Below are 22,238 nucleotides of genomic sequence, written 5' to 3' on the forward strand. Positions count from 1 at the left end.
GCACCACGGCACAGTTTTCATGCTATGAACGACAAAAATATCAAGCAAAATCAACAACCTAACAACATGTGGCGCATGTCGGTGGCCCCTATGATGGACTGGACAGACAAGCATTGCCGCTACTTCCACCGTCTGCTCAGCCAGCACACCCTGCTCTATACCGAAATGGTGACCACCGGTGCTCTGGTGCATGGCGATGTGGCCCGCCATCTGCGTTTTGAAGCCGAGGAACATCCAGTGGCACTGCAACTGGGAGGCTCGGAGCCGGCCGATCTGGCGCACAGCGCGCGCCTGGGCGAGCAGTGGGGCTATGACGAGATCAATCTCAACTGCGGCTGCCCTAGCGAACGCGTGCAGCGCGGCGCTTTCGGCGCCTGTCTGATGAACGAGGCCGCACTGGTGGCCGATTGCGTCAAGGCCATGGCAGATGCGGTGTCCGTGCCCGTCACTGTCAAGCACCGAATCGGCATCGACAAGATCGAAAGCTACGATTTTGTGCGCGACTTCGTCGGGACCGTTGCCGACGCGGGTTGCCAGGTGTTTGTGGTTCACGCTCGCAATGCCTGGCTCAAAGGCCTCTCTCCCAAGGAAAACCGTGAGATTCCGCCGCTGCGCTATGAAGTTGTGGCACAGCTCAAGCGCGACTTTCCGGGCCTGACCATCGCCGTCAACGGCGGCATCAAGACCGATAATGTGGTGCAGCAGCAATTGCAGCAGGTCGATGGCGTCATGGTGGGCCGCGAGGCCTATCACAACCCCTGGTGGATGGCGTCCTGGGATGCTCTTTACTATCAGGATGAGAGCAAAGAGCGCACGCGTGAGCATATTGAAGAGCAGATGGTGCTGTATATGGAGCGCGAAGCACGCGAGCATGGCACGCACTGGTATTCGATTGCCCGACATATGCTCGGTCTGCGCAACGGTCTTGCCGGTGCGCGCCGCTGGCGCCAGGTCTGGAGCGACCACCGCCTCAAGACCCTGCCGCCGCACGAGGTGATGAAACTGGCCCGCACCAAGCCGAACGAAATCCAGCAGGAAGCCGCAGAGCAGATGCTATGACCCTGCATGAAAAGCTGACTTTGGTCAGCTTTTTTACTTTCAGACGCTGTGAAATCCGGCCTTCGTTGCGCAATCCCCGCAGATCCGGAGTTTGAAGGGAATTCACTACTTCGCATGTCAAACTCTGCTGTTATATTGCACTGCAACATAACCCGCAAAAGTGCCTCCGATGCTCTATCAGATCTACGAAATGCAGCGCGCAATGGTCGAGCCATTTGCAGACTTTGCCCAGGCCGCGTCCAAGTTCTACAACAACCCTCATTCGGTCTTCAGCCAGGTGCCCTTGGCCCAGCGCATGGCTGCGGGCTTCAACCTGATGTATCGCCTGGGCAAGGACTACGAAAAGCCCGAGTTCGATCTGCATAACGTCGAGGTCAACGGCGTGGATGTCACTATCCGCGAACGTGTAGAGATCGACAAGCCATTTTGCGAACTGCGCCGCTTCAAGCGCTTCTCCGACGACCCCGAAACGCTGGATCTCATGCTCAGCCAGCCTGTGGTGCTGATCGTGGCCCCACTCTCCGGCCACTACGCCACCTTGCTGCGCGACACTGTGCAAAGCATGCTGGGAGGCCACAAGGTATATATCACCGACTGGAAGAACGCCCGCATCGTGCCGCTGTCCGAGGGAGAATTCCACCTGGACGACTATGTGAACTATGTGCAGGAGTTCATTCGCTATCTGCAAGGGCGCTATGGCCAGTGCCATGTGGTCAGCGTCTGCCAGCCCACGGTGCCGGTGCTGGCAGCGGTTTCGCTGATGGCCAGCCGTGGCGAAGTCACGCCGCTGTCCATGACCATGATGGGCGGGCCCATCGATGCACGCCGCTCGCCGACGGCCGTGAACAACCTGGCCGAGACCCGCAGCTACGAATGGTTCGAAAACAACGTCATCTACGAAGTACCCAACAATTACCCTGGTGCCGGCCGCCGTGTCTACCCGGGCTTTTTGCAGTACTCGGGCTTTGTGGCCATGAATCCCGACCGCCACGCCAACAGCCACTACGACTATTTCAAGGACCTGATCAAGGGCGACGAGGCCAGCGCCGAGCATCACCGCAAGTTCTATGACGAGTACAACGCGGTACTGGACATGGACGCCGACTACTACCTGGAAACCATCGCCACCGTGTTTCAGGAATACAAGCTGGTCAAGGGCACCTGGGAAGTCAGGAACGAGCAGGGCAAGCCCGAGCTGGTGCGCCCGCAGGACATCAGGAACACGGCCTTGCTGACGGTTGAAGGCGAGCTGGACGATATTTCGGGTGCCGGCCAGACCCGTGCCGCCCATGATCTGTGTGCCGGCATCGCTGCCGAGGCACGCCAGCATATCGAAGTGCAAGGCGCGGGCCATTACGGCATCTTCAGCGGCAGCCGCTGGCGCAAGACCGTCTACCCCCAGGTACGTGACTTCATCCTGTCCCACCAGCCAGCCAGCGCCACGGCCGCCAGCGCCGCCGGTCACCTGAGCAGCGTCAGCGATGATGGGCCCGAGCTGGAAAGCAATGAAGCCCATGCCGACAAGCCTGTCAAGACTGCGAAAACAGGTCAAAATAGCGCCCCTGCCCAGAAAGGACGCGGCTCCCACCGCGCCAGGGCGTAAAGGCTCACCAGACCAGAATGAACTCATCCCTGTCCGCAGCCTCTTCGCTTCAAGCATTGGCTGCGAACATTGATGCAGCCCTGCCCCAGACACAGTGCACGCGCTGCGGTTATCCCGACTGCGCGGCCTATGCCCAGGCCATTGCAAGCGGAGAAGCCGCCATCAACCAATGCCCCCCCGGCGGCCAGGAGGGCGTGCGCCGCCTGGCGTCCATCACCGGCAGGCCGGAGTTGCCGCTCAATGCCGAGAACGGCCTGGAGACACCCCGCGCCCTGGCCGTGATCGACGAAGCCTGGTGCATAGGCTGCACGCTGTGCATCAAGGCCTGCCCTACCGATGCGATTTTGGGTGCCAACAAGCGCATGCATACCGTGATTGCCGAGCATTGCACGGGCTGCGAGCTGTGTATTCCCGTCTGCCCGGTCGATTGCATAGAACTGGTCAATGCCAGCGCCGACGCCACGGGCTGGTCCGCCTGGAGCGCTGCCCAGGCCGGGCATGCCCGCAGCCGCTATGGCTTACATCTGCAGCGCACGGGCCGAAAGGCCAACGCGCCGGTGCGCACCACGGCGCAGCCCGCGGCAACAGAAACCAGCGCTCAGGCCGTCACGGCGGTAGCACCAGCCCAGGACAAAAAAGCGGCGATTGCCGCCATTCTGGCCAAGGCCAAGGCTCAGCGCGCCCAGAATTGATACCAAACAAGCCTCTATCGCTTATATATAAAGCGCTAGCAGCTCTTGATTCAATAGCATCTTCTGGGACTGTAAAGCTCTCTCGGGGTTTCACTAGGCCCCGACCAGGCTCTTGTAGACGCCACAACCCCAGTAGAGGCCTGCGTGCTTGCAGACATAGGACATCTTGGTCTGCACCTGCTGATTGCTGGGGTTGATGTAGTCGTATTCCACCCAGCCCGGGCGAAGTTCGGCCTGGGCCATGATATCGGCCATCAGGCGGTCGCCGTCGATACCGGGTACGTCCTGCACACGCAGCCCCACTTTGGCCGGATTGCCGCCGAAAGCCCGGTACTCCCCTTCAGCGGACAGGGCAAACACATACATATCGCGGTCGTGAAACGGCTGCGCAGGATCGGAGACGACCTGCAGCAGGCTGGCGACACTCGAGGAGCTTCTGGCTTGCCGCATGGTCGCATTCACCAGTGCCACGGCCTCCTCTGCCGTGCCCTGCTGCAATCTGAAGCGCGACACTGCGCCCGACAGGTGCTGAGCACGCAGCTGCAACTCCTGCGCCTGCTGCAGTGCCTGGCCCACCATCTGGGCGTTGTGCTGGGTGATTTCATCGATCTGGTGCACGGCATTGCTGATTTCCTGAAGCCCCGTACTCTGGCTGCTGGCCGAGTCCGAGAGCTCCCCCATATGGCTCACCACGTCGTGAACGGCCCGCGTCACCCCCTGGATTTCCTCAACCGCGCCGCGCAGCAGCTGCGTGCTCCGTCCGACCTGCTGCACGGTTTCGCCGATCAGTTGCCGAATCTCCTTGGCGGCCTCGGCGCTACGCTGGGCCAGCGTACGCACTTCACTGGCCACCACAGCAAAGCCGCGCCCCTGCTCGCCGGCTCTGGCCGCCTCCACCGCCGCATTGAGCGCCAGAATATTGGTCTGAAAGGCAATACCGTCGATCACCCCGATGATTTCCCGCATGCGCCCGGCATTGCGCTCGATCAGCTCCACCGACTGCACCGCATGCTGCATGGCTTGGGCGCCCTGGTCGGCAGCCAGGCGCACGCCGTCGGCGCGGCCATGGGCCGCCTTGCTCACCTCCGCATTGTGCTGAACCGCCGCCGTGAGCTGCTCGACACTGACCACGGTCTGCGCCAGATTGCTCGCCTGCGTCTCGGTACGCTCGGACAGGGCCTGATGGTCCTTGACCATACTCTGCCCGGCCTCGGCCACCAGGGCCGCGTTGCTGCGGACATCGGCCACCATGGCCGACAGCGCGTGCACCATGGACCCGGTAAGGCTTGATGCAGCCCGCCCATGGTTAGGCTCAGCGACTGCGCTCATGCTCAGGTCTCCTTGGGCGACCTTTTCCAGCGCCAGCTGCATGTTCTGCCACTGCTGCTGCCAGCTCTTGTGAAGAGCGCCCAGCCACAGCAGCACTCCCAGGGCCCACAATGACAACCAGCCCAGTTGCAAGCTTGCGCTGAGCCCCAGAGCGGACAAAACAGGCCCGGCAAGCAGCCATGGCAGCCCTATCCACAGCAAGCCGGAATTCCTCACTCGTACGCGGTTTTTTTTGTCGGGCAAGATGCGCTTTTGCATTGCCAGTCTCCATTCGTTTTTTGTTGTTGACTTCGTTTGCTGACTTCGCAGCTTGTTCACGGTAGCCACTTGCTCTGTCACCCAGCTTACGTAACAAATTGCAATTTCCGGAGCCTGCAAACCCGCAAAAACAGAACCATGAGCACTGTTTTCTCATGCGAAAATGGCATCAGCCCATAATGTGTCACTATGAATCCCCTGCTCTCGCGCTTACAGCCTTATCCGTTTGAACGTCTTCGCCAACTGTTTGCCTCTGCTCAGCCGCCTGAGGGCCTGCGCCCCATCAGTCTGGGCATTGGAGAGCCGCGCCATGCCACGCCAACGTTCATTGAAAAAGCACTGAGCAGCGAACTGCAGGGCCTGTCCGTCTACCCCGCCACCGCAGGTCTGCCAGCCCTGCGCCAGGCCTGCGCCCAATGGGCCAACCGACGCTATGGCATCGAACTGGATGCCGCGACCCAGGTTCTGCCCGTCAATGGCTCGCGCGAAGCCCTGTTTGCCTTCACCCAGGTGGTGGTGGACAGCACCCGGGCCGGTGCGCGCGTCATCTGCCCCAACCCCTTCTATCAAATCTACGAAGGTGCGACGCTGCTGGCCGGGGCTACCCCCTATTACGCTGCCAGCGATGCCGCGCGCAACTTCGCCGTGAACTGGGATGCCGTGCCCGAAGAGGTATGGCAGAACACGCAGATGATTTTTGTCTGCTCACCCGGCAATCCCACGGGCGCCGTGATGCCGCTGGGCGAATGGGAAAAGCTGTTTGCCCTGTCCGACAAGCATGGCTTTGTGATTGCCAGCGACGAGTGCTACAGCGAGATCTACTTCCAGGAGGAAGCTCCTCTGGGCGGCCTGGAAGCAGCTCAAAAGCTCGGTCGCCATGATTTCAAGAATCTGGTCATGTTCACCAGCCTGTCCAAGCGCAGCAATGTGCCAGGATTGCGCAGCGGCTTTGTCGCGGGCGATGCGGCCCTGCTCAAGTCCTTCCTGCTCTACCGAACCTATCACGGCGGTGCCATGAGCCCTGTGGTTCAGACGGCATCGGTCGCTGCCTGGGGCGACGAAGCCCATGTGCAGGAGAATCGCCGCCTGTACCGCGAGAAGTTTGCCCAGGTGACGCCCGTGCTGTCCAAGGTCATGGATGTCAAGCTGCCCGATGCCAGCTTCTACCTCTGGGCCGGCATTCCGCCGGAATTGGGCATGGATGATGCACAATTCGCCAAAGAGCTGTATATTCATACAGGCGTGACAGTTTTGCCGGGAAGCTATCTGGCACGCGAGGCCCATGGATTCAACCCCGGGGCCAACCGCATCCGAATGGCTCTGGTGGCCGAAACGGCAGAATGCCTTGAAGCAGCTCAGCGTATTGCCCAGTTCATCGAATCCCGCACACGCTGATTTCCACCCAAGGTCTGCCTTGTGCAGACCTCATGACTCAACGATTCACCTCAACTTTCGATCTTTGACCGAAAACATCATGACGCAACAACTGCAATCCATCATCGACAACGCCTGGGACAACCGTGCCAATATCTCGCCTTCCGCCGCCCCCAAGGAAGTGGTGGATGCCGTGGAGCACGTGATTGCCGAACTCAACGACGGCAAGCTACGCGTGGCCACCCGCGAAGGTGTGGGCCAGTGGACGGTGCACCAGTGGATCAAGAAGGCAGTGCTGCTCTCCTTCCGTCTCAAGGACAATGCGCTGATCAACGGCGGCGCCCTGAACTTCTTCGACAAGGTGCCTACCAAGTTCGAAGGCATGAGCGAAGCCCAGATCGCTGCCACCGGCGTGCGCGTGGTGCCTCCTGCCGTGGCCCGTCGCGGCTCCTTCATCGCCAAGGGCGCCATCCTGATGCCCTCCTATGTGAACATCGGCGCCTATGTGGACGAAGGCACCATGGTCGACACCTGGGCTACCGTGGGCTCCTGCGCCCAAGTGGGCAAGAACGTGCACCTGTCCGGTGGCGTGGGCCTGGGCGGCGTGCTCGAGCCCCTGCAAGCCAACCCCACCATCATTGAAGACAACTGCTTCATCGGCGCTCGCTCCGAAGTGGTCGAAGGCGTGATCGTGGAAGAGAACTCGGTTCTGGGCATGGGCGTCTACATCGGCCAGTCCACCCCTCTGTTCAACCGCGAAACCGGCGAAATCACTTACGGCCGCGTGCCCAGCGGCTCGGTGGTGGTCAGCGGCAACATTCCCAAGCAGACCAAGGATGGCAAGGACTACTCCATGTATGCCGCCATCATCGTCAAGCGTGTGGATGCACAGACCCGCTCGAAGACCAGCATCAACGACCTGCTGCGCGACTGATAGGCGCCCGGCCATGCTCGCTCCGCCCTGGTGCGGAAGCTGCACCGGCCAGCCCTGCACAAAAGCCTGCCCGCTCGTGAGCGCGCAGGCTTTTTTCATGCCGAAGTTCGGCTTTGGGCGTCATGCATCATCTGTACCGATTGGACACGCGCTAACATGCGCAGACAGAGAGGCTGCGCAAAAGAGGATGAAGAGCAAATGAGCACCATGGAAAAAATTCTGCGTCTGATGTCCGAGAAAAAGGCATCGGACGTGTATCTCTCCGCCCGGGCACCCGCGCTGATCAAGATCAACGGCATCTGCATCCCCATCAACAATCAGGAACTGCCGGTCGAAGCTCCGCTGGCCTTGCTCTCCGAAGTCGTCAAGCCCGAAGCCATCGAAGAGCTCAAGCAGACTGGCGAGCTGAACATGGCGATCCCCATGAGCGGCATCGGCCGCTTCCGTATCAGCGCCATGCGCCAGCGTGGCTCCTATGCGGTGGTCGTACGCTTTATCTCGTATCAGATTCCGTCGCGCAATGAACTGAATCTGCCCAGCATCGTCAGCGAGCTGGTCATGGAAAAACGCGGCCTGGTGCTGGTGGTAGGCGCAACGGGCTCAGGCAAGAGCACGACGCTGGCGACCATGATCGAAGAACGCAACGAAAAGCTCACCGGCCACATCCTGACGGTGGAAGACCCCATCGAATTCCAGTTCCGCAACAAGAAATCGATTGTCAACCAGCGTGAGGTCGGCACCGATACCAGTACCCTTGCGACTGCACTCAAGAACGCGCTGCGCCAGGCACCCGATGTCATTTTGATCGGCGAAATCCGCGACCGCGAAACCATGTCGGCCGCGCTGGCCTATGCCCAGTCCGGTCACCTGTGCCTGGCCACCCTGCACGCCAACAACAGCTATCACACGCTCAACCGCATCCTGTCCTTTTTCCCCGAGGAAGTGCGCCCCAGCATGCTGGGCGAGCTGGCAGCCTCGCTCAAGGCAGTGATCTCCCAGCGCCTAGTCCGCGCCGTCGACGGCACGCGCGTGCCGGCCGTGGAGGTGATGCTCAACACCAAGCTCATCAGCGACATGATCGTCAAGGGCGACTTCGGCGGCGTCAAGGAGGCCATGGAAAAATCCATGGCAGAAGGTTCTCAGACCTTTGAGGAAGCACTGGCGGCGCTGGTGCGCAGTGGCACAATTGAGCGCAACGAAGCGCTGGCCTATGCCGACTCGCCCACGAACCTGATGTGGCGTATGGATAATGACGTCAGCCATGCGGCCACTACTGTCAAAGCTCCGGCCATCACCGATGTGATCCTGCCCGGCGATGACGATATGCCGTCCTTCACGGAAATCACCCTGGATGTCAGAACCGCCTGAAGCCGCCCGCCAAGGCGGCTTTGGCATTGTTTTAGTTTCAAGCCCTCTCCCTACATGTCCCGGACCCTGCAACTGACCGAGCAGCTCATCAGCCTGCCCTCCGTCACTCCCGAAGATGCTGGCTGCCTTGAGCTGCTCGCCGATGCCCTGATGCCCATGGGCTTTGCCTGCGAGAGGCTGGACAGCGGCCCCGCAGACTTCCGCGTACAGAATCTATGGGCAAAACGCTCTCCAGCGCCTTTGCAGTCTGCGCAAGGCGCTATCAATTCAGATAGATCCGTACTGGTCTTTGCCGGCCATACCGATGTGGTGCCACCTGGTCCGCTCAAGGAATGGACCAGCCCGCCTTTTGTGCCCATGCACCGCGACGGCAAGCTCTATGGCCGTGGGGCCAGCGATATGAAGACCTCCATCGCGGCCTTTGTCGTGGCGCTGGAAGAGTTTCTGCAGGCCACGCCCGAGCCCGCCTTTGACATTGCGCTGCTGCTGACCAGCGACGAGGAAGGCCCCTCGGTCGACGGCACCAAGGTCGTGGTCGAGCAGCTACGCCAACGCGGCGAACGCCTGGACTGGTGCATTGTGGGCGAGCCCACCTCGGTCAAACAGACCGGCGACATGATCAAGAACGGCCGTCGCGGCACCATGAGCGGCAAGCTCACCGTCAACGGCGTACAAGGCCATATCGCCTATCCGCAACTGGCACGCAATCCCATTCACGAGGCCCTGCCTGCACTTGCCGAGCTCGCCGCCACGGTCTGGGACCAGGGCAATGCCTTCTTCCCGCCCACCAGCTGGCAGATCAGCAATATCCATGGTGGCACGGGCGCCAGCAACGTCATTCCCGGCCACGTGGTAATCGACTTCAATTTCCGTTTCTGCACCGAGTCCAGTTCCGACTCCCTGCAAAAGCGCGTGCATGAAATCCTGGACCGTCACGGCGTCGAATACTCGCTGATCTGGACCGTGGGCGGCCAGCCCTTTCTGACCACGCCGGGCACGCTGGTGCAGGCCGTGCAGGCAGCCATCAAGGATGAGACCGGACTGGATACCGAGCTGTCCACCACAGGTGGCACCAGCGATGGCCGCTTCATCGCCCAGATCTGCCCCCAGGTCATCGAGATGGGTCCGCCCAATGCCAGCATCCACAAGATCGACGAACACATTGCCGTGGCCGATATCGAGCCGCTGAAGAACATTTACCGCAAGACGCTGGAACAACTCCAGCGCCAGCAGACCGCATCCCAGACCGCATGAGCACTACCAGCACAACCCTGATCTCCGGTAACACTGTTGCCGAACTGATTGCCAGCGGCACCCAGGCGCTCACCGCTGCCGGCGTGGCTTTTGGTCATGGCACGGCCACGGCCGAAGACGAAGCGGCCTGGCTGGTGCTCTGGAAGCTGGGCCTCCCCCTGGACAGCGAGCTCACTCCAGGTGCTCCGGAATCTGTCGCAAATCAGCCTGTTTCCCTTGATATACAAGCGCAGACTGCTACGCTTTTTGATGAGCGCATTCGCAGCCGCAAGCCCGCTGCCTATCTGACGAACGAAGCCTGGCTGGTAGGAGTGCCCTTCTACATCGACGAACGCTCCATCGTGCCGCGCAGCTTCATCGCGGAGCTGCTGGCCGACGGCAGCATCGACGGCTGGCTGTCCGACAAGACTGTGCAAGTGCTGGATCTGTGCACCGGCAACGGCTCCCTGGCCTGCCTAGCCGCCATGGCCTATCCCGAAGTCCGGGTGACCGGAGCCGACATCTCGACCGATGCCCTGGCCGTCGCCCGCATCAATGTGGACAAGCATGGACTGCAGGATCGCGTGACACTGCTGGAAAGCAACGGCATGGGCCAGGTGCCCGGCCCCTGGGATCTGGTGCTGTGCAACCCGCCCTATGTGAACTCCGACAGCATGGGCAAGCTTCCCGCCGAGTACCAGGCCGAACCCGAGCTGGCCCTGGCCGGCGGCACCGACGGCATGGACTTCATCCGCCAACTGCTCCAGGATCTGCCTGCTCGCCTGAACAAGGATGCCGTGGTGGTGCTGGAAATCGGCAACGAAAAGCCGTACTTCGAGGCCGCCTTCCCTGATCTGCCCGTGTTCTGGCTCGACACCAGTTCGGGTGACGAGCAGGTTCTGCTGATTACCGAAGAGGCCCTGCGCCACTGGTCCGACAACGCGCTGTCCTCATAAAGGCAGACGCTATCAGCCAAAAAGGCCCGGTCGAACCGGGCCTTTTTTCTTGTTGCCGCCGCCAGAACGGCGCTGTCAATACGCCATGATGCGTGTGGCCAGCTTGGAGATCGGCGTGCGTATCAGTCCCTCGACCCTGGTCGGCAACAGCATGGGTTTGAGCAACATGCGCACGGCCAGATCAGCAGGCAGACGGCGGCTGACCAGCTCGTATATGCGCTGGGCCATGTCCTCGAAGCGCGTGCTGCCATCCGCGAAATAGCGGCCCTTGTGCGCCCAGACATGGCGCAGTGCGATATCCGAATCGCTCTCGCGCAGCTCCTTGAGACGGCCGTACAGTGCCTTGGCAATGCGTGCACGGCCCACGGGCGACTGCTGCTGCAGCTCCTTGAAGTACTTGAGGAAATGCTTGAAGTGGTTGACCTCGTCATTGCGGACATTGCCCAGCAACTCGCTGAGCACCGGCTCGTCGCTGAGCTCGCGCAAGGTGTGATAGTAGGCCGTGGTGCCGGTCTCGACCACGCAGCGCGCCACCATTTCCAGCCGCGGGTCGGGGTAGAGTTCCTCCATGGTGCACAGCTGCGAATATTCGGCGAAAAAGCTGTCGTAGGCTTGCTGCCAGGGAAACTCAGGCCATACGGCCTCCACATAGGCCCGCAGCGCGCGCCCGTGTTGCAGTTCCTCGAACTCCCATTGATCCTTGAGCCAGATCGCGATTTCGGGCCAGGCCGCGTAATGCTCCCCGAGGTTGGCCGCGTAGGTGTCCGAGCCGGTTTCGATGAACGAGGCGCTCATCAGTAGAAAGAAAAGATCCTGGTTGTGCTCTATGGCTCGGCGATCGATGGCAGAGAAGTCAATGTCTTCAATGCGCCAGTGGGCAGAGCCGTTTCTGCTCGAAGTGGTTGAAGGTGAAGAGAGGGACACGTTTTGCTGCATCAGTTGTAGGACCGACATACTGAATCTGTCGGACTTCAGACTTAGAGATATGCCATCTTGTCGACATTTGGCCCTTGCGCCATGTCAGATTACGCCGACATTACAGGAGGCTAACAATTCTTCAAATAGCCTTCTACAGGCTTTCACACCAGCCTTCAAGCTGATTTTTTAAGTGGCAACCATGGATCTTCGCGGGCTTCGCTATTTCATCACCGTGCTGGAGGCTGGCTCGATCTCGCGGGCAGCTCATTCCCTCTATGTGGCCCAGCCGGCACTGACCGCGCAGATCAAGAAGCTGGAGTCCGAGCTCGGCATCCAGTTGCTGGAGCGAACCCATGCGGGAGTCACGGCCACGCCAGCGGGCAGCCAGCTATACGAGGATGCCCGCCGCCTGCTCTCCGATGCCGACGCCATGTGCGAACGCCTGCAGCGCCTGCCCATGGGGCCGGAAGGCTCGGTCAGCATTGCCATGCCGTTCCTTCTGACCGGACTGCTCATGGGACCGGTGATTGCCGGCCTTCGCCAGAGCCACCCGCGCATCCGAGTGTTTGTGCTCGACGACTCCAGCCTGATGGTGCAAAAAGCCATGCTGGAGCGTCGCGCCGATCTGGGCGTTCTGGTGGACACTGCCAGTCTGCAGGGCCTGCAGGTGCAGCCCATGGCCACCGAGCCCATCTATTTCTGCGGCCATGATGCACAGGGCAAGGTCGCACCCCTGCTCTATCGACACAGCACGGCAGAAAACACTCCCTGCCTGGACTTTGCCCATGCTGCGGCACAGCCGCTGGTGTTGCAGTCACGGCGCTTTTCCATACGCCAGACGGTGGAGCAGGCCGCCAGCGATCTGCAAATGGGTCTGAACATCGTGCACGAGCATGACTCGGCCCGTGTCATTCGATCGCTCTATCAATGCGGCGGGGGCTTTACCTTCAGCCCCGCCTGCTCGGTGGCAGAGAACCCCCTGCCCCAAAACGCCGGCAGCGCCTGGATCGTGGCCAGAGTCTGCAACCCCGATCTGCAACGACGCTACTATCTGGCGCGCCAGCCCGGGCGTACCCACGACGCTGCGGTACAGGTGGTTCAGGACGCTCTTCTGCGACAGGTCCAGGCCATGATTGGCGAGGGCCGCTGGCCAGCCCACTGGGACTACGCCGAGGCATAAAGCACAGCCAAGCACGGTGAACACGGCAAATGCAGCTGTCAGCTGCCCCCCTGGCACGGGACAAACCCGCAGCGCAGCACCCTGCAACCAGGCATGTGGGGTACAAGTCGTTGATTTTCCAAGCCATCAAAAATATTGATGAGGATGGATAAGCAAACGGTATTTCCTTGATCTCCTTCGTTTTGGGACAGTTTAAGCAGATGCCGCACACCGGTGCGACGCTGCTTCAACAAGGACTTGCCCATGACCACTGCTTTGCCCGCGGCCAATATGCCTGACGCCCCTGTAACGGGCGCACCTCTGCCGGGCGCCCCTATATCCAATGTCGGTGCACTCGTTGCGCGCTGCTGCCGTCTGTATGCCGACCACCTTGCGGTGACCAGCGCCAGCAAAAGCCTCAGCTATGCCGCGCTGGAGCAGCGCAGCAACCGCCTGGCCAATGCCTTGCTGGCACAGGGTCTGCAGCGTGGCGACCGCGTGGGCATCTACCTGCCCAACTGCACCGAAATCGTCGAAATCGAGCTGGCCTGCTACAAGGCCGGTCTGGTCAAAGCACCGTTCAACGCCCGCCTGTCGCCCCGTGAAGTGATCGAGATAGCCGACAACAGCGATGCAGCCCTCATCGTCACCACGGCGGAACGTGCCGAGAGCTTTCGCGCCCAGCTACGCAAGCCACAGGTTCGGCTAATACTGTTGGGCGACAATGAAAATAATAGCTATGAGCGCTTGCTGGAAAAGGCTTCAGACCAATTCTCACCGGTATCCGTGCATGAACACGAAGTGGCCGTGCTCCACTACACCTCTGGCTCTTCGGGCACGCTCAAGGCCGCCATGCAGACCTTCGGCAACCGCCTAGCCCAGCTGCGCAAGTTCCTGATGCGCGGCGAAGGGATGCAGCCTGGTCATACCCTGGGTCTGGTGGGCCCTGTCACCCACGCTTCGGGCATGCAGCTGATGCCGGCCCTGTGCACAGGCGCCACCATCCACCTTTTCAGCAGCTTCGAGCCTGCGCGCTTTCTGCAGGACATGCGCAGCCTGCGCGTGACCCACACCTTCATGGTGCCGACCATGATCAATATGCTGCTGGCAGAGACCGCAGGCCGCTACCGCCCCCTGCCCGATCTGCTGCGCCTGGGCTACGGCGCCGCCCCCATGGCACCGACTCGCATTCTGCAGGCCATGGATGTGTTCGGCCCGGTGCTCAGCCAAGGCTACGGCGCGGGAGAAACCACCTCGGGCGTCTGCGCACTTACCGTGCAAGACCATCTCTATGCTCGCGCCGCCAGGCCCGAGCTGCTGTCCTCCTGCGGGCGGCCTTTTCTCGAGTCCTGCGTGGAAGTGGTGGATGACGAAGGCCGTCCACTACCCCAGGGCGAGGTAGGAGAGATCGTAGTCAGCGGGGCCGACGTGTTTGCCGGCTACTGGCGTGCCCCGGAGCTGACGGCCGAGGTGCTCAAGCACGGCCGCTATCACACCGGCGACCTGGCACGTGTGGACGAACAAGGCTTTGTCTACATCGTGGACCGCAAGAAAGACATGGTGATTTCGGGTGGCTTCAATGTCTATCCGTCCGAAGTGGAGGCCGTGCTCCATGAGCATGCGGCGGTGCAAGACGCCTGTGTGTTTGCCATACCCGACGACAAATGGGGTGAGGCCGTGGCTGCCCACATCGTGCTCAAGCAGGGGCAGACACCCAGTGACACGGGCATCAACGAGGCCATTGACCGCTTCTGCGCCGATCGCCTGGGCGGTTTCAAGCGCCCGCGCCATATCGAGTTTGTGCAGCAGCTGCCCAAGAACCCGAATGGCAAGGTCATGCGCAAGACCGTGCAAGCGCCCTACTGGGCCAACCACAGCCGAAAGGTGAACTGAGATGAATGCCAAAGACCCCATGCAAGCCGCATCCCCGAGCTCTGCCTTGCTTGCCATGCCGTTTGAGGGCTCGCCGCGCGCTGCCGAGCTGATTGCAGCCCTGCAGGATTTCCTGCAAGGTGAGCTCGCAGAGCTGGCCGAAAAGCACGGCATCAGCCATGACAACAGCGCCAGCAAAGAGTTGCTGCGACAGGTCTGGAAGCGTTCACGCGAGCTGGGCTTCTACGGCATGACGCTGCCCCGCGCCATGGGCGGCGAAGAGCTCTCGGTGCTGGACCAGGTGCTGATCAAGGAAGCCATCTATGCCAGTGGCTCACCGTTCGCTCCCCATGTGCTGGGCGAGCTCAGCGGCCCGCCGCGTATCGGCTCTCTGGTGCGCAAGGCCACGCCTTTTCAGATGGAGCAGTTCATCGCACCTGTTGCGCGCGCCGAAAAAGCTATCTGCTTTGCGCTGACAGAATCCCAGGCGGGATCCGATGCAGGCGCTCTGCAAACCAGGGCCGTGCGCGACGGGGAGCATTATGTGCTGACCGGCCACAAGCGCTTTATCTCTGGATCGCCGTTTGCCGACTTTGCCGTGCTCATGGCATCCACCGCCTCCGAGGGCAGCACCGAACGGGAAATCAGCGCCTTCTTTGTGGACCTGGCCGCACCTGGCGTGGAAGTGGTCAGCGGCTACAAGACCATGGCCGGGCAGTCGCACACCGGCGATATTCATCTGAACGCCGTGCGCGTGCCCGTGGCGCAGCTGATTGGCGAGCCAGGCCGCGGCCTGGGCCTTGCGCTGGGGCGCATTACCGTCAACCGACTGCTGCACTGCCCCGCCATGCTGGGTCTGGCACAGTGCGCGCTGCGCGATGCGCGCGACTATGCGCTGAGCCGTCAGCAGTTTGGCCGCAGCATTGCCCAGTTCCAGTCCATACAGCACATGCTTGCCGATATGGCTACCGACTGGACGGCCGCCCGTGCGCTGATGATCCAGACCGCCCGCGCGCTGGATGCAGGCATTGATGCACGCGCCCAGGCCTCGATGAGCAAGCTGTTTTGCTCGGAAAAAGCCTTTGCCATTGCCGATCGCGCCGTGCAGATCCACGGCGGTGAAGGCATTGTCCAGGGCCGACGCGTCGAGTTTCTGTTCCGCATGCTGCGCATGTACCGCGTGCTCACCGGCACCAGCGAGATCCAGCGCAACACCATTGCCAAGGAACTGCTCATGCCCTGACGGGACATAACCAGGCAGCTAAAAAAACCAGGAGACAAAATGAGCAAGCAATCCTTGAACCCCTCTGTCGGCAACAGCGAGCGCCGCGCTTGGCTGCGCATGGCTGGCGCCAGTCTGGGCGCCGCAGGCCTGGGCGTTGTCGGTCTACCCGCCCGGGCCCAGAGCTGGCCCAGCCGCCCCATCAAATGGGTGGTTCCCTATATGGCAGGTACCGGTCCGGACAATGCCGCACGCATCGTCTCCGAGGCGCTGGGTCAGCAGCTGGGCCAGCCTGTGGTGATCGAAAACCGGCCCGGCGCAGGCGGCAACATCGGTGCGCGCCAGGTCGCCCGCGCTGCCGCAGATGGCTACACCCTGCTGTATTCAGGCTCGCCCATGGCAGCCGCCATGCGCATGTACAAAAACCCAGGCTTTGAGGTATTCAAGGATTTTCGTCATGTGATGGGCATGTCCCGCTCGGACATTCTGCTCGTGGTTCATCCTGGCTCCGGACTGCGCAGCCTGGCCGACCTGATCGCCGCCAGCAAATCTCGCGACATCGATTACGCCTCTGGCGGTGTGGGCACACCGTCGCACCTGGGGGTGGAGCTGCTGCTCTCGGCGCTGCAGATCCAGGCCACGCACGTGCCTTACAAAGGGGCGTCCGATCTGGTCAACGCAGTGCTGGGCCAGCAGGTGGTGTTTGCGGCGCCCATCTTTTCCGTCGCCTACCCCCATGTGCAAGCCGGCAGGCTGATCCCGCTGGCAGTCGCCGGCGAGCAACGCAACGAAAAGCTGCCCCAGGTCCCCACGCTGGAGGAAGCCGGCGTGAAGAACGTGCATCTGAGCTCCTGGGGCGGCCTGTCCGTACCCAGGGACACGCCGCAAGCCGTCACCACCAGGCTGCGCAATGCCATGGATGCGGTGCTGAGCCAGCCCAAGGTGCGCCAGATGCTGGAGATGGATGGCGGCAAGGTGCAGATTCTGGACTCTGCTGCCTACACCCTGGCGTTCGAGCATGAGCTGAAATTCACCGAAACCATGATGAAGCGCATAGGCCTTCAAGCGGTATGAGGACTCCGACTGAGCCGCCGTGACCGGGGCACCGCTGCCCTCGGCTCAATCCCGCATGCTCCTGGGTCTGCGGGCATTCGCGGATAATCGGCTCCAGTCATGATCAGTCTCAAGAACATCACGCTGCGCCGCGGCACCAAAGTCCTGCTCGACCAAGTCAGCACCACCATCAACCCGGGAGAGTCCGTCGGCCTTGTCGGCCGCAACGGTGCGGGCAAGTCCAGCCTGTTTGCCCTGCTCAATGGCAGCATCAGCGAAGACGGCGGTGATTTTTTCATCCCTCCTCAGTGGCGCATGGCACAGGTGGCCCAGCACATGCCGGAAACCGACGAATCTGCCACCCGGTTCGTACTGGATGGCGACACGCGCCTGGCCGAGCTGAACGCCCAGCTGGCTGCAGCTGAAGCTTCCGGCGATGGCATGGAGATCGCTCAGGCCTATGTGGATCTGGCCGATGCCGGTGCGCATGATGCCGAATCGCGCGCACAAGCCCTGATTCTGGGTCTGGGCTTCAAGGTCTCCGAGCTGGATCACCCTGTCAACAGCTTCTCGGGCGGCTGGCGCATGCGTCTGCAGCTGGCCCGCGCACTGATGGCTCCCAGCGATCTGCTGCTGCTGGACGAGCCCACCAACCACTTGGACCTGGATGCCCTGGTCTGGCTGGAGGCCTGGCTCAAGCGCTATAGCGGCACGATGATCGTCATCAGCCATGACCGCGAATTTCTGGACGCCATCACCAACGTCACACTGCAGATTCAGGGTGGGCAGATCAACCGCTACGGCGGCAACTACTCGCGCTTTGAAGAGCTGCGTGCTCAGCAGCTGGAGCTGCAAGCGGCCAGCTTTGCCAAGCAGCAGGAAAAAATGGCTCACCTGCAGAAGTTCATTGACCGCTTCAAGGCCAAGGCTAGCAAGGCCAAGCAGGCACAAAGCCGGGTCAAGCAGCTGGAGCGCATGGAAAAGATCGGGCCGGTGCTGGCCGAGGCCGAATTCACCTTCGAGTTCAAGGAGCCTGCCAATCTGCCCAACCCGATGCTGGCCATCTCCGACGCAGCCTTTGGCTACGAGGACGAGGACGGCAACCAGACCACCATTCTGCGCGGCGTCAACCGCTCGGTGCTGGCGGGACAGCGCATCGGCATTCTGGGAGCCAACGGCCAGGGTAAATCGACCCTGGTCAAGACCATTGCGCGCGAGATGAAGGCGCTGGCGGGTACCGTCACCGAAGGCAAGGGCCTGAACATCGGCTACTTTGCCCAGCAGGAGCTGGACGTGCTGCGCCCCAGCGAGAACCCGCTGGAGCACATGATCCGGCTGGCCAAGGAACTCGGCGCTGCCGCGCCTGCGGCCAGCCGTGAACAGGACTTGCGCAACTGGCTTGGCACTTTCAACTTCAGCGGCGACATGGTCAAGCAGTCTGTGGGCAGCATGAGCGGCGGTGAAAAAGCCCGCCTGGTGCTGGCCATGATCGTCTGGCAACGCCCCAATCTGCTGCTGCTGGACGAACCTACCAACCACCTGGACCTGGCCACCCGCGAAGCGCTGGCCATGGCACTCAACGACTTCGACGGCACCGTGATGCTGGTCTCCCACGACCGCCACCTGCTGCGCGCCGTATGTGAAGACTTCTGGATGGTGGGCCGCGGCGTTGTCGGCCCGTTCGACGGCGACCTGGACGACTACCAGCGCTATTTGCTCGAAGAGTCCAAGCGCCTGCGTGAAGAAGCACGTAATGCCGAACAGCAGGCCGCCAGCACTCCGAAGGTGCAAGCTCCGGAAGAAATCAAGCCAAATCTGCCTGAAGCCCTTGAACAAAAAGCGCCAGATGCTCCTAAAGTGGAAGCATTCAGCGACACCGTAGCCGACCCCAAGGAGGCCCGCCGCCTGGCTGCTGCAGCTCGCCAGCAACTGGCCGAAAAGACCAAGCCTTTCAAGAAAGAGCTGGAGCAGATCGACAAGACACTGCCCAAGCTCAATGCAGAGCGCGGCACTCTCGAAGCCAAGCTGGCCACGCCCGGCCTGTCGGGCGGCGATATCGTGGAAGCCGGCAAGCAGCTAAGTGCCGTCAACGCCGAGATTGATCAATTGGAGGAGCGCTGGCTGGAGCTTTCGGAGCAGATCGAAGCCCTGTCCACCGAAACCTGCTGAGACCGTAAAGCAAGCTCTGCCATTGCCCAGCATTGGCAGGGTGCTATTCATTTTGAATAGATTCAGCAGCCGCTGACAACATCAGCAAACGTGAGTTGCATTTTCTTGCGCGGTTGATTCAGCTTCTTGTCAACCTGCAGTTCAGGCCAGGCGTTGAACACGCAAAGGAGTGAACTGCAATGACCACCACTGTTACCGACACCGCCAAAGCCCAGCCTGTAAAGGCAGCAGCAGCTATGTCTCTGATGGCCTGGCCCTGGGACGAGCGCGATCGCAAGCGTGCCCCCGCATTCGCAGCCTGATGATCACTGGATAAAAGAACAGGCAAAAAATTTCCAAAAAGCTGTCAACGAGCTGAATCTGTCAGACGTTAAACAGACATACAGGAGAGATTCCCATGCAAACCACGAACATCATGTCCATCTGGCCCGAAGACGAACGCGATCGCAAGCGCTAAGCGCTCGCCGCGCAGCACTGTGCAGACCAAAGCGCAGTGTGTTGCAGCCAGGTGCCCGGGCAGTCGGCACTGATAGGCCAAAGAACCCACAAGCCTTACTGCCCCGCGCTCGACCTGCCACTCCCTGAAGTGGCTCCCATTCCTCAAAACCCGCATGAATGATTTCTGCGGGTTTTGTCATTTGCTGAACCGAATTTCCCGGCCGCAGGCGAGCAGTGCAAAGCGAGGGGTATGAAAAAAAGGAGCCTGAGCTCCTTTTTTGCTGAATGCCTGAACAGGCTTAATGCATGTGCAGACCGCCGTTGACCGCGAAGTCAGCGCCGGTGGAATAGCTGCCCTCTTCCGAAGCCAGCCAGGAGATGATGGAGGCAATCTCTGCAGGCTCGCCCAGACGCTTGACGGGCACGCCCGCCACGATCTTTTCGAGCACATCGGGACGAATGGCCTTGACCATATCGGTGCCGATATAGCCCGGGCTGACCGTATTCACGGTCACTCCCTTGGCGGCCAGCTCTTGCGCCAGCGCCATGGTGAAGCCATGCATGCCCGCCTTGGCGGCCGAGTAGTTGGTCTGGCCGGCTTGGCCCTTGGCGCCGTTGACCGAGCTGATGTTGATGATGCGGCCCCAGCCCTTTTCCACCATGTCTGCTACCACCTGCTTGGTGACGTTGAACATGGAGTTGAGGTTGGTTTCGATGACCGACTTCCAGTCATCCGGCGTCATCTTGACGAACATTCGGTCGCGAGTGATACCCGCGTTGTTCACCAGCACATCGATGTTGCCGTGCTCTGCCTTGGTCTGGTTGAAGGCTTCGACGGTGGATTCCCAATCCCCCACATTGCCAACCGAGGCATAAAACGTGTAACCCAATTGCGCCTGCTCGTCCAGCCACTTGCGGTAGTCGCGCGATGGTCCGCAGCCCGCGATCACCTTGAAGCCATCCTTATGCAAACGCTGGCAGATTGCGGTACCGATACCGCCCATGCCCCCCGTGACGTACGCTACTTTCTGACCCATTCATCTCTCCTGTCAATCAATGGTTATTTCACGATCACACTATCAACGATAAACATTTTTAGGTTTTGCTTATCGTTTTGAACGCCACACACCCTGCACGCTGGCCATGCCAGTATGCAATCGAGTAGGTCCGAATGAACCCGCTTTCGCCGTGGTTTACCTCGTGATCTTCCCTAGGGTCGATGGGAGGCGGGCTTCAGCGGGCAGCTCAGACTGCCGGGCCTTCAGGAGCACCGCAGCAGTCTGCAATCCTGAAGCCTCAGCAGGCTTCCAGAGCCATAGCAACACCCATGCCACCGCCGATGCACAGGCCGGCCAGGCCCTTCTTGGCACCGCTGCGCTGCATTTCATGCAGCAGCGTCACCAGAATGCGGCAGCCCGATGCACCAATGGGGTGACCGATGGCGATGGCACCGCCGTTGACGTTGACCTTGGCGGTGTCAATGCCCAGATCCTGGTTCACCGCGCAGGCCTGTGCGGCAAAGGCTTCGTTGAGCTCGAACAGATCCACATCGGCAGCCTTCCAGCCGGCGCGATCCAGTGCCTTGCGCGTGGCATAGACAGGGCCCAGACCCATGACCTCTGGGGCCAGGCCGCTGGTGGCATAAGACACGATCTTGGCCAGAGGCTTGAGGCCCAATGCCTTGGCCTTGGCCGCCGTCATCACCACCACGGCTGCGGCGCCATCATTCAGACCCGAAGCATTGCCGGCAGTCACCGAACCCGCCTTGTCGAAAGCGGGCTTGAGAGTGGCGAGCACATCGGCATTGGTCTTGCGGTTGATGTATTCGTCGCTGTCGAACACGACGGGATCTCCCTTGCGCTGGGGAATGTTCACGGGAACGATTTCGTCCTTGAACTTGCCTGCATCCTGCGCAGCTGCAGCCTTTTGCTGGCTGGCCAGCGCCAGCGCATCCTGCTGTGCCCGGCTGACGCTTTTTTCCTTGGCCACGTTCTCGGCAGTGATGCCCATGTGGTACTGGTTGTAGACATCCCACAGCCCGTCCACGATCATGGTGTCCACCATCTTCCAGTCGCCCATGCGCTGGCCGTCGCGCGAATTGGGTACGGCATGGGGCGACAGGCTCATGTTTTCCTGACCGCCGGCAACCACGATTTCGCTGTCTCCGGTTGCCACGGCCTGAGCCGCCAGCATCACGGCCTTCAGGCCGGAGCCGCAGACGGCATTGATCGTCAGCGCTGGAGTCTCCTTGGCAATGCCGGCTGCCATCATGGCCTGACGTGCAGGGTTCTGTCCGGTCGCTGCCGTCAGCACCTGACCCATGATGACTTCACCGACCTGGTCCTTGCCCACCTTGGCACGGGCCAGAGCCTCGGAAATCACGGTCGCACCCAGCTGGGTTGCAGGAATCTTGGCCAGAGAGCCGCCGAACTTGCCGACCGCCGTACGCACGGCGGAAACGATAACGATGTCTTCCATTGCTGACGAACCTTTCTAGGTTTCTTACAAGTGATGCATGCGTGCGGGTCGCATTCTGTTCATCGTGCCACCCGACGCTTCCTATCACGGCGCAAGCCTTGTTTGCTGCACCGCAATATGGAA

Annotated in this window: 18 protein-coding genes; 14 read left to right on the forward strand and 4 right to left on the reverse strand. The window is 61.1% G+C overall.

Going from position 1 to position 22,238, the window contains the following annotated elements; genetic code table 11:
- Window positions 1-24 precede the first annotated feature (24 nt).
- The 3 genes from dusA to rsxB all read left to right on the forward strand — a co-directional run bounded on the left by dusA (window position 25) and on the right by rsxB (window position 3,354).
- Window positions 25-1,059: a tRNA dihydrouridine(20/20a) synthase DusA gene (gene dusA / locus DJFAAGMI_RS06640; RefSeq protein ID WP_283245727.1), complete on the forward strand. Its 1,035-nt coding sequence runs from the start codon at window positions 25-27 to the stop codon at window positions 1,057-1,059.
- Between the two features lie 169 nt (window positions 1,060-1,228).
- The gene (locus tag DJFAAGMI_RS06645) at window positions 1,229-2,662 is read left to right on the forward strand and encodes a polyhydroxyalkanoate depolymerase (RefSeq protein ID WP_211456431.1); all 1,434 of its coding nucleotides are present in this window, start codon (window positions 1,229-1,231) and stop codon (window positions 2,660-2,662) included.
- Between the two features lie 17 nt (window positions 2,663-2,679).
- The gene (rsxB, locus tag DJFAAGMI_RS06650; RefSeq protein WP_211456432.1) at window positions 2,680-3,354 is read left to right on the forward strand and encodes an electron transport complex subunit RsxB; all 675 of its coding nucleotides are present in this window, start codon (window positions 2,680-2,682) and stop codon (window positions 3,352-3,354) included.
- Window positions 3,355-3,447: 93 nt separating this feature from the next.
- Here rsxB and DJFAAGMI_RS06655 read toward each other — a convergent pair whose 3' ends face one another.
- Entirely contained in the window at window positions 3,448-4,941 is a 1,494-nt protein-coding gene (locus DJFAAGMI_RS06655) for a methyl-accepting chemotaxis protein (RefSeq protein WP_211456433.1), read from the reverse strand.
- 189 nt (window positions 4,942-5,130) lie between these two features.
- On the opposite strand from DJFAAGMI_RS06655, the gene dapC reads away from it, so the two are divergent.
- The 5 genes from dapC to prmB all read left to right on the forward strand — a co-directional run bounded on the left by dapC (window position 5,131) and on the right by prmB (window position 10,806).
- Window positions 5,131-6,336 (forward strand): succinyldiaminopimelate transaminase, encoded by a 1,206-nt coding sequence (gene dapC / locus DJFAAGMI_RS06660; RefSeq protein ID WP_211456434.1) that lies wholly within the window; start codon window positions 5,131-5,133, stop codon window positions 6,334-6,336.
- Between the two features lie 79 nt (window positions 6,337-6,415).
- Window positions 6,416-7,249: a 2,3,4,5-tetrahydropyridine-2,6-dicarboxylate N-succinyltransferase gene (gene dapD / locus DJFAAGMI_RS06665; protein WP_043005088.1), complete on the forward strand. Its 834-nt coding sequence runs from the start codon at window positions 6,416-6,418 to the stop codon at window positions 7,247-7,249.
- A gap of 198 nt (window positions 7,250-7,447) precedes the next feature.
- A complete protein-coding gene (locus DJFAAGMI_RS06670; protein WP_211456435.1) occupies window positions 7,448-8,617 on the forward strand; it encodes a PilT/PilU family type 4a pilus ATPase in 1,170 nt (389 codons plus the stop codon).
- Window positions 8,618-8,671: 54 nt separating this feature from the next.
- Window positions 8,672-9,871, forward strand: coding sequence for a succinyl-diaminopimelate desuccinylase (gene dapE / locus DJFAAGMI_RS06675; protein ID WP_211456436.1), 1,200 nt, complete (start codon window positions 8,672-8,674; stop codon window positions 9,869-9,871).
- Entirely contained in the window at window positions 9,868-10,806 is a 939-nt protein-coding gene (gene prmB / locus DJFAAGMI_RS06680) for a 50S ribosomal protein L3 N(5)-glutamine methyltransferase (RefSeq protein WP_211456437.1), read from the forward strand. Before dapE ends, prmB begins: the two co-directional genes overlap by 4 nt.
- Before the next feature lie 75 nt (window positions 10,807-10,881).
- Here the strand turns inward: prmB and DJFAAGMI_RS06685 are convergent, their stop codons facing one another.
- A complete protein-coding gene (locus tag DJFAAGMI_RS06685) occupies window positions 10,882-11,742 on the reverse strand; it encodes a ferritin-like domain-containing protein (protein WP_211456767.1) in 861 nt (286 codons plus the stop codon).
- A gap of 181 nt (window positions 11,743-11,923) precedes the next feature.
- Between DJFAAGMI_RS06685 and DJFAAGMI_RS06690 the strand changes: the two genes are divergently transcribed.
- The 6 genes from DJFAAGMI_RS06690 to DJFAAGMI_RS25135 all read left to right on the forward strand — a co-directional run bounded on the left by DJFAAGMI_RS06690 (window position 11,924) and on the right by DJFAAGMI_RS25135 (window position 19,501).
- Window positions 11,924-12,904 carry a LysR family transcriptional regulator gene (locus DJFAAGMI_RS06690; protein WP_211456438.1) on the forward strand — a complete coding sequence of 327 codons (981 nt, stop codon included), beginning with the start codon at window positions 11,924-11,926 and terminating at the stop codon, window positions 12,902-12,904.
- 270 nt (window positions 12,905-13,174) lie between these two features.
- Window positions 13,175-14,776 (forward strand): class I adenylate-forming enzyme family protein, encoded by a 1,602-nt coding sequence (locus DJFAAGMI_RS06695; RefSeq protein ID WP_211456768.1) that lies wholly within the window; start codon window positions 13,175-13,177, stop codon window positions 14,774-14,776.
- Window position 14,777: 1 nt separating this feature from the next.
- Window positions 14,778-15,998 carry an acyl-CoA dehydrogenase family protein gene (locus DJFAAGMI_RS06700; RefSeq protein WP_211456439.1) on the forward strand — a complete coding sequence of 407 codons (1,221 nt, stop codon included), beginning with the start codon at window positions 14,778-14,780 and terminating at the stop codon, window positions 15,996-15,998.
- 39 nt (window positions 15,999-16,037) lie between these two features.
- A complete protein-coding gene (locus tag DJFAAGMI_RS06705) occupies window positions 16,038-17,051 on the forward strand; it encodes a Bug family tripartite tricarboxylate transporter substrate binding protein (RefSeq protein ID WP_211456440.1) in 1,014 nt (337 codons plus the stop codon).
- Between the two features lie 99 nt (window positions 17,052-17,150).
- Entirely contained in the window at window positions 17,151-19,199 is a 2,049-nt protein-coding gene (locus DJFAAGMI_RS06710) for an ABC-F family ATP-binding cassette domain-containing protein (protein WP_211456441.1), read from the forward strand.
- 179 nt (window positions 19,200-19,378) lie between these two features.
- A complete protein-coding gene (locus DJFAAGMI_RS25135; RefSeq protein ID WP_003054819.1) occupies window positions 19,379-19,501 on the forward strand; it encodes a hypothetical protein in 123 nt (40 codons plus the stop codon).
- 435 nt (window positions 19,502-19,936) lie between these two features.
- On the opposite strand, the gene phbB is transcribed toward DJFAAGMI_RS25135, so the two are convergent.
- A complete protein-coding gene (gene phbB, locus DJFAAGMI_RS06715) occupies window positions 19,937-20,674 on the reverse strand; it encodes an acetoacetyl-CoA reductase (RefSeq protein ID WP_003064980.1) in 738 nt (245 codons plus the stop codon).
- A 259-nt stretch (window positions 20,675-20,933) separates the two neighbouring features.
- Window positions 20,934-22,115, reverse strand: coding sequence for an acetyl-CoA C-acetyltransferase (locus tag DJFAAGMI_RS06720; RefSeq protein ID WP_211456442.1), 1,182 nt, complete (start codon window positions 22,113-22,115; stop codon window positions 20,934-20,936).
- Window positions 22,116-22,238 lie beyond the last annotated feature (123 nt).

Origin of the sequence: Comamonas brasiliensis, assembly GCF_018292285.1 — a bacterium.
Taxonomy (GTDB): Bacteria; Pseudomonadota; Gammaproteobacteria; order Burkholderiales; family Burkholderiaceae_C; genus Comamonas; species Comamonas brasiliensis.

Excerpts from the sequence above, each read along its gene's own strand:
- DJFAAGMI_RS25135 (WP_003054819.1), top strand. The coding sequence starts at position 19,379 with ATGACCACCACTGTTACCGACACCGCCAAAGCCCAGCCTGTAAAGGCA.
- dapD (WP_043005088.1), top strand. The coding sequence starts at position 6,416 with ATGACGCAACAACTGCAATCCATCATCGACAACGCCTGGGACAACCGT.
- rsxB (WP_211456432.1), top strand. The coding sequence starts at position 2,680 with ATGAACTCATCCCTGTCCGCAGCCTCTTCGCTTCAAGCATTGGCTGCG.
- DJFAAGMI_RS06720 (WP_211456442.1), bottom strand. The coding sequence starts at position 22,115 with ATGGAAGACATCGTTATCGTTTCCGCCGTGCGTACGGCGGTCGGCAAG.
- prmB (WP_211456437.1), top strand. The coding sequence starts at position 9,868 with ATGAGCACTACCAGCACAACCCTGATCTCCGGTAACACTGTTGCCGAA.
- phbB (WP_003064980.1), bottom strand. The coding sequence starts at position 20,674 with ATGGGTCAGAAAGTAGCGTACGTCACGGGGGGCATGGGCGGTATCGGT.
- dapC (WP_211456434.1), top strand. The coding sequence starts at position 5,131 with ATGAATCCCCTGCTCTCGCGCTTACAGCCTTATCCGTTTGAACGTCTT.
- DJFAAGMI_RS06690 (WP_211456438.1), top strand. The coding sequence starts at position 11,924 with ATGGATCTTCGCGGGCTTCGCTATTTCATCACCGTGCTGGAGGCTGGC.
- DJFAAGMI_RS06645 (WP_211456431.1), top strand. The coding sequence starts at position 1,229 with ATGCTCTATCAGATCTACGAAATGCAGCGCGCAATGGTCGAGCCATTT.
- DJFAAGMI_RS06670 (WP_211456435.1), top strand. The coding sequence starts at position 7,448 with ATGAGCACCATGGAAAAAATTCTGCGTCTGATGTCCGAGAAAAAGGCA.
- DJFAAGMI_RS06695 (WP_211456768.1), top strand. The coding sequence starts at position 13,175 with ATGCCTGACGCCCCTGTAACGGGCGCACCTCTGCCGGGCGCCCCTATA.
- dapE (WP_211456436.1), top strand. The coding sequence starts at position 8,672 with ATGTCCCGGACCCTGCAACTGACCGAGCAGCTCATCAGCCTGCCCTCC.
- DJFAAGMI_RS06700 (WP_211456439.1), top strand. The coding sequence starts at position 14,778 with ATGAATGCCAAAGACCCCATGCAAGCCGCATCCCCGAGCTCTGCCTTG.
- DJFAAGMI_RS06655 (WP_211456433.1), bottom strand. The coding sequence starts at position 4,941 with ATGCAAAAGCGCATCTTGCCCGACAAAAAAAACCGCGTACGAGTGAGG.
- DJFAAGMI_RS06685 (WP_211456767.1), bottom strand. The coding sequence starts at position 11,742 with ATGCAGCAAAACGTGTCCCTCTCTTCACCTTCAACCACTTCGAGCAGA.
- DJFAAGMI_RS06705 (WP_211456440.1), top strand. The coding sequence starts at position 16,038 with ATGAGCAAGCAATCCTTGAACCCCTCTGTCGGCAACAGCGAGCGCCGC.
- DJFAAGMI_RS06710 (WP_211456441.1), top strand. The coding sequence starts at position 17,151 with ATGATCAGTCTCAAGAACATCACGCTGCGCCGCGGCACCAAAGTCCTG.
- dusA (WP_283245727.1), top strand. The coding sequence starts at position 25 with ATGAACGACAAAAATATCAAGCAAAATCAACAACCTAACAACATGTGG.